At 72.0% G+C, this 13,649-nt stretch carries 11 protein-coding genes; 7 read left to right on the top strand and 4 right to left on the bottom strand.

All coding sequences use genetic code 11. The features are described 5' to 3' along the window. Positions 1–117 precede the first annotated feature (117 nt). The gene (locus ACWC91_RS29685) at positions 118–1,161 is read left to right on the top strand and encodes a helix-turn-helix transcriptional regulator (protein WP_225077043.1); all 1,044 of its coding nucleotides are present in this window, start codon (positions 118–120) and stop codon (positions 1,159–1,161) included. Here ACWC91_RS29685 and ACWC91_RS29680 read toward each other — a convergent pair. Both ACWC91_RS29680 and ACWC91_RS29675 read right to left on the bottom strand, forming a co-directional pair. Then, positions 1,124–2,113, bottom strand: a complete 990-nt coding sequence (locus ACWC91_RS29680; protein WP_225077042.1) for a helix-turn-helix transcriptional regulator — start codon at positions 2,111–2,113, stop codon at positions 1,124–1,126. The genes ACWC91_RS29685 and ACWC91_RS29680 overlap by 38 nt on opposite strands. Before the next feature lie 19 nt (positions 2,114–2,132). Further along, positions 2,133–2,984: a helix-turn-helix transcriptional regulator gene (locus ACWC91_RS29675; RefSeq protein WP_263638028.1), complete on the bottom strand. Its 852-nt coding sequence runs from the start codon at positions 2,982–2,984 to the stop codon at positions 2,133–2,135. 460 nt (positions 2,985–3,444) lie between these two features. Here ACWC91_RS29675 and ACWC91_RS29670 point away from each other — a divergent pair, with 460 nt between their 5' ends. Next, the gene (locus ACWC91_RS29670) at positions 3,445–3,780 is read left to right on the top strand and encodes a Rieske (2Fe-2S) protein (protein WP_281155615.1); all 336 of its coding nucleotides are present in this window, start codon (positions 3,445–3,447) and stop codon (positions 3,778–3,780) included. A 146-nt stretch (positions 3,781–3,926) separates the two neighbouring features. Here ACWC91_RS29670 and ACWC91_RS29665 read toward each other — a convergent pair whose 3' ends face one another. Then, positions 3,927–4,346, bottom strand: coding sequence for a pyridoxamine 5'-phosphate oxidase family protein (locus ACWC91_RS29665; protein WP_225077039.1), 420 nt, complete (start codon positions 4,344–4,346; stop codon positions 3,927–3,929). A 165-nt stretch (positions 4,347–4,511) separates the two neighbouring features. On the opposite strand from ACWC91_RS29665, the gene clpB reads away from it, so the two are divergent. Both clpB and ACWC91_RS29655 read left to right on the top strand, forming a co-directional pair. Further along, positions 4,512–7,109, top strand: a complete 2,598-nt coding sequence (gene clpB, locus ACWC91_RS29660) for an ATP-dependent chaperone ClpB (protein WP_225077038.1) — start codon at positions 4,512–4,514, stop codon at positions 7,107–7,109. A gap of 329 nt (positions 7,110–7,438) precedes the next feature. Then, a complete protein-coding gene (locus ACWC91_RS29655; RefSeq protein ID WP_225077037.1) occupies positions 7,439–7,972 on the top strand; it encodes a YbjN domain-containing protein in 534 nt (177 codons plus the stop codon). 186 nt (positions 7,973–8,158) lie between these two features. Here ACWC91_RS29655 and ACWC91_RS29650 read toward each other — a convergent pair whose 3' ends face one another. After that, the gene (locus ACWC91_RS29650; RefSeq protein WP_225077036.1) at positions 8,159–9,352 is read right to left on the bottom strand and encodes a pyridoxal phosphate-dependent aminotransferase; all 1,194 of its coding nucleotides are present in this window, start codon (positions 9,350–9,352) and stop codon (positions 8,159–8,161) included. Between the two features lie 867 nt (positions 9,353–10,219). Between ACWC91_RS29650 and ACWC91_RS29645 the strand changes: the two genes are divergently transcribed. From ACWC91_RS29645 to ACWC91_RS29635, 3 genes are all read left to right on the top strand, one after another. Further along, positions 10,220–10,747 carry a DUF2617 family protein gene (locus ACWC91_RS29645; protein WP_450642098.1) on the top strand — a complete coding sequence of 176 codons (528 nt, stop codon included), beginning with the start codon at positions 10,220–10,222 and terminating at the stop codon, positions 10,745–10,747. Between the two features lie 89 nt (positions 10,748–10,836). Continuing rightward, on the top strand, positions 10,837–12,477 hold the full coding sequence (locus ACWC91_RS29640) for a polyamine aminopropyltransferase (protein WP_281155613.1): 1,641 nt from the start codon (positions 10,837–10,839) through the stop codon (positions 12,475–12,477). A gap of 93 nt (positions 12,478–12,570) precedes the next feature. Continuing rightward, the gene (locus ACWC91_RS29635) at positions 12,571–13,593 is read left to right on the top strand and encodes an SRPBCC domain-containing protein (RefSeq protein WP_450642096.1); all 1,023 of its coding nucleotides are present in this window, start codon (positions 12,571–12,573) and stop codon (positions 13,591–13,593) included. Positions 13,594–13,649 lie beyond the last annotated feature (56 nt).

Genomic DNA, 13,649 nt, shown 5'->3' with positions numbered 1-13,649 from the left:
ACCGGTCGAAACCGCTGGTTTTCGGGGGTCGTGCCGGTAGGAGCCGTGTTGCACAGCCGGTCCGCTCCGCGCATAGTTGCGCTGCGGAAGACGCGGAGACCGGGGGTGTGATGGGGCATGACCGGGCACGGGGCGGCGGAGCATCCACACGGTGCCGAGCGACTGTGCGAGGCCGGCGAGCACGTGTATTCCCGGGCCGTACGACGGGGCCGGGTGCCGCGCCGGCTCGCCGAGCCGGTGCCCTGCCTGCTTGAACTCGCCCTGCTGCACCCGGACCCCGACGACATGGACTTCCTGGTGCCGACCGCGCCGCAGGAGGTCATGACCCGGCTGCTGCGCGGGATGTACGACGAGGTCAGTGAGAGCCACCGGCGGGTGGGCTCGGTGGTGGCCGCCGTGGAGCGGTACGCCGGACTGGGCCGCCAGGTGCGCGTGTCCGCCACGGCCGTGGAGGGCACGGCGATCCGGGTGCTGGACGGCCTGTCCCGCATCCAGGCGGCCATGGACGAGGCGACCGAGGCGTGCACCACCGAGGTGCTGACCGTCCAGCCGGGCGGCATCCGCCGCGAGCACGAGCTGTCCGAGGGGCTGCACCGGGCGCTGGCGCTGCGCGGGCGCGGGGTGCGGATGCGGGACCTGTACACGCACGTGGCCCGGCACGGCCAGGGGCTGCTCAACTACCTGGAGCTGATGGGCGACGCGGTCGAGGCGCGCACGCTGGACGAGGTGATCGACCGGCTGATCCTCTTCGACCGCACGGTCGCCTTCGTGCCCGCCAACGCCGACCGCACGATGGCGCTGGAACTGCGCCACCCCGCGCTGGTGGAGTACCTGGGGACGGTCTTCGAACGGCTCTGGCGGCTGGCGATCCCGCTGACCGCGCCGCTGCCCGAGACGGGCATCGAGGGCATCTCCCACCGTGAGCAGTCCATCGCGGCGCTGCTGGCCGAGGGCCACCAGGACGCTGTGATCGCCGAGCGGCTGGGCATCAGCGTCCGCACCTGCCGGGCCCACATCGCCCGGCTGTCGGAGACGCTGGGCGCGGCCAGCCGTACGCAGCTGGGCGTGCGCATCGCCCAGGCGGGGCTGGACGGACCGCCGCGCACCGCCGTGGCGGGGCCGATCACGCTTCCGGGTCAAGAATTCCCGACTGCCCGATGAGGTAGCCCAACTGGGCCCGGCTGCCACTGCCGAGGGTGGCGGCGAGCTTGGCGATGTGCTCACGGGCGGTGCGTACGTTCATGCCGAGACGGTCGGCGATGACGGTGTCGGTGTGCCCCTCGACGAGGAGGCCGGCGATGGCGCGCTGGCGGGGCGTGACGCCGTCCGCGGACGGCTGTCGGACGGCCAGTGGGTACATGGGGGTGGCCAGCCGCCACAGGCGGTCGAAGGTGGTCGCGAAGTACCCCACGAGGGCCGGGTGGCGTACTTCGAGCGCCATCGTGCGGTCGTCGTTGGCAGGGATGAAGGCGACCCGGCGGTCGACGAGGATGAGACGGGCGGTGACCTCGTCGAGGGAGCGGGCCTCGACGTCGCCGGTCAACCGCTCGTGGTAGGCGGGCACCGAGGGCACATGACGCAGAGTGTGCTGGTAGAGGGTGCGGATGCGGCCACCCCGGTCCAGCAGCGCCTGGTCGCGCACCAGCGCCACGGCCCGGGCCTCCTCGACGCGGCGGCCGACGAGGCCCGCGTGCGGTTGCACGCACAGGAGCTCCTGGCTCGCTTCGGCCATGGCCTCGGTGATGGCCTGGTTGATCCGGCGGGTACCGCTGAGCATCACGAGCGCCGAGGTGTCCGCCTCCCCGGTGCGCCGGCCGTCGATGCGCATCAGCGGCTCGAAGGTCTGGGCGAGTCGGTCCTCGCGCCGTCGCTCCTCCGCGATGCGCTCCTCGGTGGCGCGCAGCAGTCGGTGGAGGGCGGCGGCGGGCGCCACGGGCTCCAGCCGGCCGAGATCCTCAACCGCCGGGTGCAGCAGACCGAAGTCGATGAGACAGGGGGCGCCCTCCGCCTCGCCTGCGCGCACCCATCCGCTCCGCAGGGCGCGTTCGTACAACTCCGCGCCCGTTGGGCACAGGTCCTCCGCGCCGTGCTCCGGATGACGTGTCGGGCCCACCCCGGTCCTCCCTGTGGCTTCAGTGCTTCTGCTGCAGAATCCCCGACTGGGCTATGAGATAACCGAGCTGGGCGCGGCTGCCACTGCCGAGGATGGCCGCGAGCTTGGCGATGTGGGCCCGGCAGGTACGGACGTTCATTCCGAGGCGCCGGGCGATGGCCTCGTCGACGTGGCCCTCGACGAGGAGCTTGGCTATGGAGTGCTGGATGTCGTTGATGCCGCCGGGCGCGGTCTCATAGGGGGCGCCTGCGCTCAGTGGGACCGATCGGCCCCACATGAACTCGAAGACCTTGATCAGGTAACGGACGAGGCCCGGGTGGCGGAGTTCCAGAGCGACTTGCTGATCGTCGCGGGTGGGGATGAAGGCGACGGTCTCGTCGCACACGATGAGCCGTTCCACCACCTCGTCGATGGTGCGGTACTCGGCCTTCCCGCTCGACAACTGGTCCACGTAGGCCAGCTTCTCGGGGCTGTAGCGCGCGGTGTGCTGATAGAGGGTCCGGATGCGCACGCCGCGCTCGATCAGCGGCCGGTCCCGTTCGAGGCCCTGGGTGAGGCTGCGCTCGGAGAAGCGGTCGTCGCTCGGCTGGATGGTGAGCATCTCGGTGCGGCACTGGGCCGTGGCGGCGTTGAGCGCCGCGTTGATCCGCGTGCCTCCCTCCAGCACCGTGATCGAGTGGTCGGTCGTCACCGACTGCGCGCTGAGAGCGAGGAACGGCTCAAAGAAGTCCGCAAGTTGGATGGACAGCCGCCGGCGTTCCGTGATCTCCCGCTCGATCGGGTGGAGTCGCTCGGCCAGGGCGACCGACGGGTGCACCGGGCGCAGCCAGTCCGCGTCGTCCGGATCCGGGTGGAGAAGGTCGAACTCCATGAGGCAGGGGGCGCCTTCGGCATCCGCCCGGCCGATCCTCCCCAGACGGATGGCGTTCGCATAAAGTCGGCCACCTTCCTCACAAAGTTCGGTCACCGCATGGGGATGCGTCGCCTTAGTCTGATTTGCCACGAAATCTCCACCCCCCAGGGTCCTGAACGTGCAGGAACATGATGCATCGATCCTGTGGCCATGACGTGCCGGAATGAGCCATCGTCTTATCCGACGGGGGAAAGGGAGACTTTCAAGTGAGGACGAAGCCGACTATGCGTAAGACAATGCTTCGCTCGGTGCTTGTGGCCGCCTTCTCCGCCGTTGCGGTTTTCGGGGCGCTGGGTGGTCACTCCGGTGCGAAGAGTGATGTTCAGGCGGACAGCCACTGGCCGGCAGTCGTGGTCGCGGGTCCTCCCGACTCGCACTGGCCGGGCTCTCCTGCGGCAGTTGATTCCGGAGAGCTGATGTGACCACTCCACCCGACGACCGTTCCTTCCGCCGCGAGATGGCCACCGCCTACCGCTCCGGTTGGCACTTCATCGACCTGGTCACCGCCATCCCCCACAGCGGTGACTCGTTGATGGTGACCGTCTTCGGTGAGCCGGTCGTCGTTACGCGGGACGAGGACGGAGACGTACGGGCGTACCGGTGTCTGCGGCGGCCTCGGGGGGCGCCGCAGCCCGTACGGTGTGCAGTCCGCTACGGAATGATCTTCGTGAACCTGGACCAGAGGGACCACCGTCAGGTGGCGGCGGAACCCTCGGTCCTCAGGACCATCACCGCCACCCCCCGCAGTGCCTGACGCGATTCCCCCGTCGTAACAGATCGCTCAGGTGCTTCCCCCCGCAGCGGCGTCACCGTGACCTGAACACGGTGACGCCGCTGTAGTTTTCCCTGGGAATCTCCGGGTATCGGCGGATTCGATCACTGGCCGAAAAAGAGCGCCGCTCAGCCGCGCCCCAGCGCCCGGGTCAGCTCGATCTCGATCACCACGCGGGACGGGTTGGGTCCCGGGGTCCGCTCGTAGCGCTCGGCGTACCGCCGCTCCGCCTCCGCGATCCGCTCCGGCTCCGTGCGGACGAACGCGCGTCCCTCCAGCGTCGCCCACCGCCGCCCGTCCACCTGGCACACCGCGACCGGCGCGCCCTGCGGGCCCGCCGCCAGGACGTGTGCCGCCTTCGCGCTCGCCTTGTTCGTGATCACCCGGGCCAGCCGCGCCTGCGGGTCGTAGGTCACCCCGACGGGAACGACGTGCGGGGTGCCGTCCGGGCGGAGGGTGGTCAGTGTGCACAGGTGCCGTTCCCGCCAGAACCCGAGATACGGCGCGTCGGGGGCGCCCGGGTCGAGGGCATACGTGGTGGTGGCCATGACCCGCAACCTAACCCGCCCGGCACCCCGGGAGCCGCGAACCCCCTTCCCCGCGAAAGCTCCCGGCCTCACCTTGAGTGGAATAGACTCAAGTTTGTGTACGCTGACTGAGTCAGCACTGGGAGATGTGGCTGAGTGCGCTCGTCAAGGAGGAGAGAAGCGACCGTGGACGCCGAGCTGACCAACAGGAGCCGTGACGCGATCAACGCGGCCGGCAACCGGGCCGTACGGGAGGGGCACCCGGACCTGACCCCCGCCCACCTGCTCCTCGCGCTGCTCGAGGGGCAGGAGAACGAGAACATCATCGACCTGCTGTCGGCCGTCGACGCCGATCAGGCCTCCGTCCGCTCCGGCACCGAGCGCGTGCTCGCGTCCCTGCCCAGCGTGACCGGGTCCACGGTCGCGCCGCCGCAGCCCAACCGCGAGCTGCTCGCCGTGATCGCGGACGCGCAGAGCAGGGCGCGGGACCTCGGGGACGATTACCTGTCCACCGAGCACCTGCTCATCGGCATCGCCGCGAAGGGCGGCGCGGCCGGCGAGGTGCTGTCCGGCCAGGGCGCCGGCGCCAAGAAGCTTCAGGACGCCTTCTCGAAGGCGAGGGGAGGACGCCGGGTGACCACACCCGACCCAGAGGGCCAGTACAAGGCCCTGGAGAAGTTCGGCACGGACTTCACCGCGGCGGCGCGCGAGGGCCGCCTCGACCCGGTGATCGGCCGGGACCAGGAGATCCGCCGCGTCGTGCAGGTGCTGTCGCGCCGCACCAAGAACAACCCGGTCCTCATCGGTGAGCCCGGCGTCGGCAAGACCGCCGTCGTCGAGGGACTCGCCCAGCGGATCGTCAAGGGCGACGTGCCCGAGTCCCTGAAGGACAAGCGGCTGGTGGCGCTGGACCTCGGGGCGATGGTCGCGGGCGCGAAGTACCGCGGCGAGTTCGAGGAGCGGCTCAAGACCGTACTGGCGGAGATCAAGGAGTCCGACGGCCGGATCATCACCTTCATCGACGAGCTGCACACCGTCGTCGGCACGGGCGCCGGCGGCGACTCCGCGATGGACGCCGGCAACATGCTCAAGCCCATGCTGGCCCGCGGCGAGCTGCGCATGGTCGGCGCCACGACGCTCGACGAGTACCGGGAGCGGATCGAGAAGGACCCGGCGCTGGAGCGGCGCTTCCAGCAGGTGCTGGTCGCCGAGCCCAGCGTGGAGGACTCCATCGCGATCCTGCGCGGGCTCAAGGGCCGCTACGAGGCCCACCACAAGGTGCAGATCAACGACTCCGCGCTGGTGGCCGCCGCGACCCTGTCCGACCGGTACATCACCTCCCGCTTCCTGCCCGACAAGGCGATCGACCTCGTCGACGAGGCCGCCTCCCGGCTGCGCATGGAGATCGACTCCTCCCCGGTGGAGATCGACGAACTCCAGCGCGGCGTCGACCGGTTGCGCATGGAGGAACTGGCGCTCGACAAGGAGACCGACGCGGCCTCGCGCGAGCGGCTGGAGAAGCTGCGCCGCGATCTCGCCGACAAGGAGGAGGAGCTGCGCGGCCTGACCGCCCGCTGGGAGAAGGAGAAGCAGGCCCTCAACCGGGTCGGTGAGCTGAAGGAGCGGCTCGACGACCTGCGCGGCCAGGCCGAACGCGCCCAGCGCGACGGCGACTTCGACACCGCGTCCAAGCTGCTCTACGGCGAGATCCCCGACCTGGAGAAGGAGTTGGAGGCCGCCTCGCAGGCCGAGGAGGAGGCCGCCAGGGACACCATGGTCAAGGAGGAGGTCGGCCCCGACGACATCGCCGACGTGGTCGCCTCCTGGACCGGGATTCCGGCCGGCCGCCTGCTGGAGGGCGAGACGCAGAAGCTGCTGCGCATGGAGGAGGAGATCGGCAGGCGGCTCATCGGCCAGGCCGAGGCCGTGCGGGCCGTCTCCGACGCCGTACGCCGCAGCCGGGCCGGTATCGCGGACCCGGACCGGCCGACGGGCTCGTTCCTCTTCCTCGGCCCGACCGGCGTGGGCAAGACCGAACTCGCCAAGGCGCTCGCCGACTTCCTCTTCGACGACGAGCGGGCCATGGTCCGCATCGACATGTCGGAGTACGGCGAGAAGCACAGCGTGGCCCGGCTGGTCGGCGCCCCGCCCGGCTACGTCGGCTACGAGGAGGGCGGCCAGCTCACCGAGGCGGTGCGCCGCCGCCCGTACAGCGTGGTGCTGCTCGACGAGGTGGAGAAGGCCCACCCGGAGGTCTTCGACATCCTGTTGCAGGTGCTGGACGACGGCCGCCTCACCGACGGTCAGGGCCGCACGGTCGACTTCCGCAACACCATCCTGGTGCTGACCTCGAACCTGGGCAGCCAGTACCTGGTCGACCCGCTGACGAGCGAGGAGGAGAAGAAGGAACAGGTCCTCGAGGCGGTCCGGGTCTCCTTCAAGCCGGAGTTCCTCAACCGGCTGGACGACCTGGTGGTCTTCTCGGCCCTGTCGAAGGAGGAGCTGAGCCGGATCGCCGGGCTCCAGATCGACCGGCTCGCCCGCCGACTGGCGGAGCGCCGGCTGACCCTGGACGTCACCCCCGACGCCCTGGCCTGGCTCGCCGAGGAGGGCATGGACCCGGCCTACGGCGCCCGCCCGCTGCGCCGTCTGGTCCAGACCGCCATCGGCGACCGCCTCGCCAAGGAGATCCTGGCCGGCGAGATCAAGGACGGCGACACGGTCCGCGTCGACCGCTTCGGCGAGGGCCTGCTGGTGGGCCCGGCGACCGGCAAGACGCTGTGAGTTCCGGCGCGGTCCGCCACCACGGTGGGTGACGGACCGCGCCGCACCGTGACGCCGGGAACCGCGTCGGGGCCGGTGCGGAGATCTCCGTGGGTCCGGCGCTCACTGGGTACTCGGAGGCGGACAGCACGATGCCCGCGAAGGCGGCGAGGAAGGGCGGTCCCTTCGTCCCGCCCCGTGTCCGCGTCATGACCTCCCACCTCCGTTTGCCGGACGTCCATCTGGCGGCCGGATCGTGTCAGCCCAGGGCTGACAGCCTCCCGGAGGGCTTGCCACCCCCCTCCCCGCATGAGGGAGGATGGCGAGATCCGTACGAAGGGAAAAACACGGTGAGCATCGACCCGTCCTCGATTCCGAACTTCGGGGGCAAGCCCGAGCCGCAGCCCCAGGGACCGGCGGGCCCCGTCGTCCCGGATCAGGACCTCGTGAAGCAGCTCCTGGACCAGATGGAGCTCAAGTACGTCGTCGACGACGAGGGCGACCTCGCGGCGCCGTGGGAGCAGTTCCGTACGTACTTCATGTTCCGCGGCGAGGCCGACCAGCAGGTCTTCTCGGTGCGGACGTTCTACGACCGGCCCCACAAGATCGACGAGAAGCCGCAGCTGCTGGAGTCCATCGACGACTGGAACCGGCGCACCCTGTGGCCCAAGGTGTACAGCCACACCCACGACGACGGCACCGTCCGCCTCATCGGCGAGGCGCAGATGCTGATCGGCATGGGCGTGAGCCTGGAGCACTTCGTCTCCTCGACGGTCAGCTGGGTGCGGGCCGCCATCGAGTTCGACCGGTGGCTCGTCGAGCAGCTCGGCCTCGAGCAGGACGTCAACGAGGCGGACAAGCCCGAGGACGACGACGAGGAGTAGTCCCGCGGCGGTCACGCACGGCCTGCCCGCGTGAGCGCGCGCGGATACGTGCCGTAGCCGGACGGGAGCCCGGCCCGGGACGCAGGCCATCACCGGCCGCGTACCGGGACCGGGCTCTTCGCTGTGCGGAGCCGGGCCCGCGCGCCATCCAGGGCCGTGCGGACCGGGACCCGCGCGCAGCCCGGCTCACAGGCTCCGGAGACGGGACACGGCCTCGCGCAGGACGTCCGTCCGCTTGCAGAAGGCGAAGCGGACCTGGGTGCGGCCCGCCTCCCGGTCGTCGTAGAAGACCGCGTTGGGGATGGCGACGACGCCGCAGCGTTCGGGCAGGGCGCGGCAGAAGGCGATGCCGTCCTTCTCGCCGAGCCGGGCGATGTCGGTGGTGATGAAGTACGTGCCCCGGGGGCGGAAGACCTCGAAGCCCGCCTCGGTCAGGCCGGTGGCGAGCAGGTCGCGCTTGGCGCGCAGGTCCTCGCGGAAGCCGGTGAAGTGGCTGCCGGGGAGGGCGAGCGCCTCGGCGACCGCGTACTGGAACGGCCCGGCGCTCACGTAGGTCAGGAACTGCTTGGCCGAGCGGACCGCCGTGACCAGGGGAGCGGCGGCGGTGACCCAGCCGACCTTCCAACCGGTGAACGAGAACGTCTTGCCCGCGGACGAGATGCAGACCGTGCGCTCGCGCATGCCGGGGAACGTGGCGAGCGGGATGTGCTCGGCGTCGTCGTACACCAGGTGCTCGTACACCTCGTCCGTCACCACGAGCAGGTCGTGCTCGACGGCGAGCCGTGCGATCTCGGCCAGTTCGGGGCGGGTGAGGACGGTGCCGGTCGGGTTGTGCGGGGTGTTCAGGAGCAGCAGCCGGGTCCGCGGGGTCACCGCGTCGCGCAGCTCGTCCAGGTCGAGCCGGAACCCGGCGCCCTCCTCGTGGTGCGGCCGGAGGGTCACCGGCACCCGCTTCCCGCCCGCCATCGCGATGCAGGCGGCGTAGGAGTCGTAGTACGGCTCCAGCGCGATCACCTCGTCGCCGGGCTCCAGCAGCGCGAGCAGCGCCGCCGCGATCGCCTCGGTGGCGCCCGCCGTGACCAGCACCTCCGTGTCCGGGTCGTAGGAGAGCCCGTACCGCCGCAGCTGGTGCTCCGCGACCGCCGTGCGCAGCTCGGGGATGCCCGGGCCCGGCGGATACTGGTTGCCCCGCCCGTCGCGCAGGGCGCGGACGGCCGCCTCCCGGATCTCCTCGGGGCCGTCGGTGTCGGGGAATCCCTGCCCCAGGTTGATCGACCCGGTCCGTACCGCGAGCGCGGACATCTCGGCGAAGATCGTCGTCCCGAACTCGGCGAGCCGGCGGTTGAGGAGCGGGCGTGCGCTGGAGGTCATGCCGGCCATCCTCCGTCCAAGCTCTGGAGTTCCTCAAGTGTGCTTTGGCCGCTCCGGCGGCCGGGCATCTCCCGGGCACGCTGCGAGGCGCCCACGGGGGGCCGCTTCGGCGAACGCCCCGGGAGCGTCCGGCGGCGTCCGGGGAACGGACTCGGGCGCGGTCGGCGGGGCCCCGGGGATCGGAGGGAGGACGCCATGGTTCTGGGCATCGTCCTGGCGGTGATCGCGGTGCTGTGCGTGACCGCCGTGGCGGCGGGGCGCCGCAGGGCCCGCCGAGACCGGTACGCCAAGTCGTACCGAGGCCGGCGCACGGGGTCGGTCGGGGGCAGCGCGAGCGGCGGGGGCGCCGGCTGGTGGGCCGGGTCGGAGGGCGGTGCCAGTACGTGCTCGTCCGGCGGCGGCCATCACTCGGGAGGGGGTCACTCGGGAGGGGGTCACCACTCGTGTGGGGGTCACTCCTGCGGGGGGAACTCCTCATGCGGCGGAGGGTCGTCGTGCGGGGGCGGATGCGGGGGAGGCAGCTGATCCGGGCAGTTGAGACGGGGCAGCCGAGTTCCGTGGGGGAACCGCATCCGGGCCGGCGCCCGTCGGGAGCAGTCTCCGGCGGGTCCGCCGGCCCCACGTGTACGCCCTGGCACCTGCCAAGGTTGAACAGTTGAGCTGTGGGGCCCTCCGAGGGATGGAAACCGCACGAAGTTGGGTAAAAACCCTGTGGCGGAACCGCTGTTCATGATTGCCTCTACCGACGCAGCCCCTCGGACGTCTCGCACACCCCCCTCCCGAGCTGGGCTGAGCCGGGCCGTTGTCCCTGTGCCCACCGGGGCGTGCCGGCCCGTTCCTCCCTTCTTTTTCTTTGCGTGCTAGCGGAGCCGATCCATGCTCACGACCCTGAACACCTCCTACACCGACACGCGCGCGGCCGACCTCGCCTGGGCCCTGGGGCGCGAGCCGCTGCCCGCACTTGCCACCCTGGACCTCGAACTGACCGGCGGGAAACTCCAGTTGAGACTCCTCGGCGCGTCCCACCAGGTGCTCCTGGAAGAGGAGCGGGGAAGCTGTTCGGAGACCGTGGCGTGCATCCCGGGCTCCAGCACACCCCTGCCGCTCGGCGTCGCCAAGCGGGCCGACGACTGGGAGTACGAGTTCGCCGCCCGCGTCGAGTTCCTCTCGCCGGCATCGTTCACCGGCCGCGCCCAGGAACTGCTGGCCCTCGTCACCGACCATCCGCACGGTCTCGCGGGGGTCTTCCCGGGCAGCCCGAACGCCTTCACCGCGATGCTGGCGCAGTGGCACGAGGGCCAGGTGCACTGGCGGACCTGGCACGCCTACCCGCAGGACGGCCAGTTGGTGGCGACCCGGACCAGGGTGGGGGTACGCCGTTCCGTGCTGACGGGAGCGAGTTGAGCGCGGGTAAACCTGCGCAGCGCGACAACTTCCTTTTTCACACGTGTGGGTGACGAAGCGTGCTGCGGATGTGACGTAACGTCACAGGTGTGATCGAACCGCACGCCCCGGCCCCGCCCGGCGCGGCGCCGCCCTTCGGCGGCCCCGCGCGACTGCCCGTCCGGCCGGGAACCGGCCGGTTCCTCGTCCTCGCGGGTGTCTTCGTCTGCGCGGCCTGCGGACTCGTGTACGAGCTCGAACTCGTGGCGCTGGCCTCGTACCTGATCGGCGACTCGGTCACCCAGGCGTCGATCGTGCTGTCCGTCATGGTGTTCGCGATGGGCATCGGCTCGCTCGCCGCGAAGCGGCTGCGCCGGCACGCCGCCGTCGCCTTCGGCGCGATCGAGGCGACGCTCGCGCTGGTCGGCGGGTGCAGTGCCATGGCGCTGTACGCGGTGTTCGCCTGGACCGGCGGCTGGGGCGGCGTGTGGGCGGACGGCCCGCGCTGCCTGCTGGTCGCCTTCTCCCTGGCCATCGGCCTGCTGATCGGGGCGGAGGTGCCGCTGCTGATGGAGCTGATCCAGCGGATCCGCCGCCAGGACGCGGGCGGCGCCGTCGCCGACCTGTTCGCGGCGGACTACGTGGGCGCACTCGTCGGCGGGCTCGCCTTCCCGTTCCTCCTGCTGCCGCTGCTGGGGCAGTTGACCGGGGCGCTGGTGACCGGCGCCGTCAACGCCGTGGCGGGCGGCGTCCTCGTACTCGGCCTGTTCCCGCGGGACCTCACCCCGCGCGGCCGCTGGCTGCTGATCGTCGCCAACCTCGTTGTGCTCGGTCTGCTCGCCTCCCTCACCGCCCTGGTCGGCGACTTCGAACGGGCCGCGCGGCAGGCGATGTACGGCGGGGACGTCCGGGTGGCGCTGCGGACCGGCGAGCAGGAGGTGGTCCTCACCGGCGGCGGCCGGGGCCGCCCGCTGCGCCTGTTCCTCGACGGGCGGCTGCGGGTCGGCGGCCACGACGAGCGCCGCTACCACGAGGCGCTGGTCCACCCCGCGATGACCGGGCCGCACGCGCGGGTGCTGATCCTCGGCGGCGGCGACGGGCTCGCCGCGCGCGAGGTGCTGCGGCACCCCGGCGTGGAGCGGGTGGACATCGTCGAGCGCGACCCGGCACTCGTCCGGCTGGCGCGCGGCGACCCGGTACTCGCCGGGCTGGACGAGCACGCCTTCGAGGACCGGCGTGTGCACGTGAGCACCGCCGACGCCTTCGACTGGCTGCGCGGGGCGCCGGCGGCGGCGTACGACGTGGTGATCGAGGATCTGCCCGATCCGGGCATCACGGCGAGCACGAAGCTGTACGCGCAGGAGTTCTACGGCCTGGCCCGGCGGACCCTGGCGCCCGGCGGGCGGCTGGTGGTGCACGCCGGGCCGGTCTCCTCCCGGCTCCGGGTGTTCTGGACGGTGGAGGCCACGGTCCGGGCCGCCGGACTGCGCACCCTGCCGTACCGCGTGGACGGCCGCGACGCCGGCTTCGCCGCCGGGCCCGACCGCACGGCCGGCGCCCTGCGCGCCCCCCGCGACTGGGGGTTCGTCCTGGCGGCCCGTATGCCGCCCGCCCTCCGCCTGGACCCGCGGGCCCCCGCTCCCCGCACGCTGACGACGGCGTCGCTCACTGCGGCCGCCCGCGACGCGGCCCGCACCCGCGTCCCCGGCCTTCCGCCCTCGACGCTGGTCCACCCCCGGTACGCGGACTGATCCGGGTCTGCCGTCGGCGTGTGCGGTGCGCGGGGGACGGGTTCTGGGCGAGGGGAGGGTAATCGGGGGCGGCACTGGGTACCCTCGGCTGACATGGAGCACGAGGTGTTCGTTCCGGTTCCGGTTCGGCGGCTGCGGAGGGCGCTCGCCGATCCCGCGCGGGTTGCCCGGGCGGTTCCCGGGCTCCAGCAGGACGCGGGCGGCGAGCCCGTCAGCGGCCGGCTCAAGATGCGGATCGGCGGCCACTCCATCACCTACCGCGGCACGCTGCGCGTCCGTGCGCTCGACGACGGCTCCTACGCCGTCGAGGGCGACGCGACCGAGTCCCGCGGCACCGGCTCGGTGAAACTCACGCTCACGCTCCGCCTCCGCGACACCGACGGCGGCTCCGCCCTCACCTTCGAGGGCACGGCCTCCGCCGAAGGCCGCGTCACCGAGCTGCCCCCGGACTCCGTACACACGGCCACGACCCGCCTCCTGAGCCGCTTCGCGGAAAACCTGTCCACGGAACCGGCCGGCGCCGGGGCGGAAGGTGTTGAGGAGGAGGCTGCCGACTCGGCCGCCGCCGGGGCGGGTGGCGTCGAGTCGGAAGCTCCCGAATCGGAAGCCTCCGAGTCGCGGGACGCCGGGCCCGAGGCACCCGGGGCCCATGGTGTCGTGGGGCTGGCCGATGAGGCGACCGAGGACTTTGCTCCGTTGGCGAGTGGTGACTTCGAGGCCGCTCCGGACGCGGACGACGCCCCGGCCCCGCCACTCGGGAACGAAGGCGAGGCGCACCCGGCCGGGCCGGGCGGGCGCGGTTCCGTCTTCGACGCCGAGGTTCCGCCCTCCGCCCTCGACCCGCTGGCCGACGAGGAGGAGGACGACGAGCCCCCCGTCTCCGAGGACTTCGCCGAGGCCGCCGAGCCGCCCGCCGAGGCGGCGCACGCGCGGCGCACGATGATCGGGCGCAGCGCCGAGGAGGTGGACCACGCCCCGCCCCGCGGCCGTTACGCCCCTGTCCCCGCCCCGCTCACCGTCTCTGCCGGCCCCACCCTTCGCTGGGCGGCGCCTGCGGCGGTGTTGGTGGTGGTGTTGGTGGTCGTCGTGGGCCGGGTCCTGCGGCGCCGTCGCTGAGCGGCGTCCGGCTCCGCCTTGAGGGCGTCGGGCTCCTGTCCGCGTTCCGCTGACCG

The sequence above is a fragment of the Streptomyces sp. NPDC001204 genome, from assembly GCF_053598035.1.
Note: the sequence above shows the minus strand (reverse complement) of the source record. Positions and strands in the feature narration are given on the sequence as shown.

Bases quoted from the DNA above. Each gene is read 5' to 3' on its own strand.
- ACWC91_RS29685 (WP_225077043.1), top strand. From the start codon at position 118: ATGACCGGGCACGGGGCGGCGGAGCATCCACACGGTGCCGAGCGACTG.
- ACWC91_RS29675 (WP_263638028.1), bottom strand. From the start codon at position 2,984: ATGGAGTTCGACCTTCTCCACCCGGATCCGGACGACGCGGACTGGCTG.
- ACWC91_RS29665 (WP_225077039.1), bottom strand. From the start codon at position 4,346: ATGGCCACCACCACGTATGCCCTCGACCCGGGCGCCCCCGACGCGCCG.
- ACWC91_RS29650 (WP_225077036.1), bottom strand. From the start codon at position 9,352: ATGGCCGGCATGACCTCCAGCGCACGCCCGCTCCTCAACCGCCGGCTC.
- ACWC91_RS29645 (WP_450642098.1), top strand. From the start codon at position 10,220: ATGCTCACGACCCTGAACACCTCCTACACCGACACGCGCGCGGCCGAC.
- ACWC91_RS29635 (WP_450642096.1), top strand. From the start codon at position 12,571: ATGGAGCACGAGGTGTTCGTTCCGGTTCCGGTTCGGCGGCTGCGGAGG.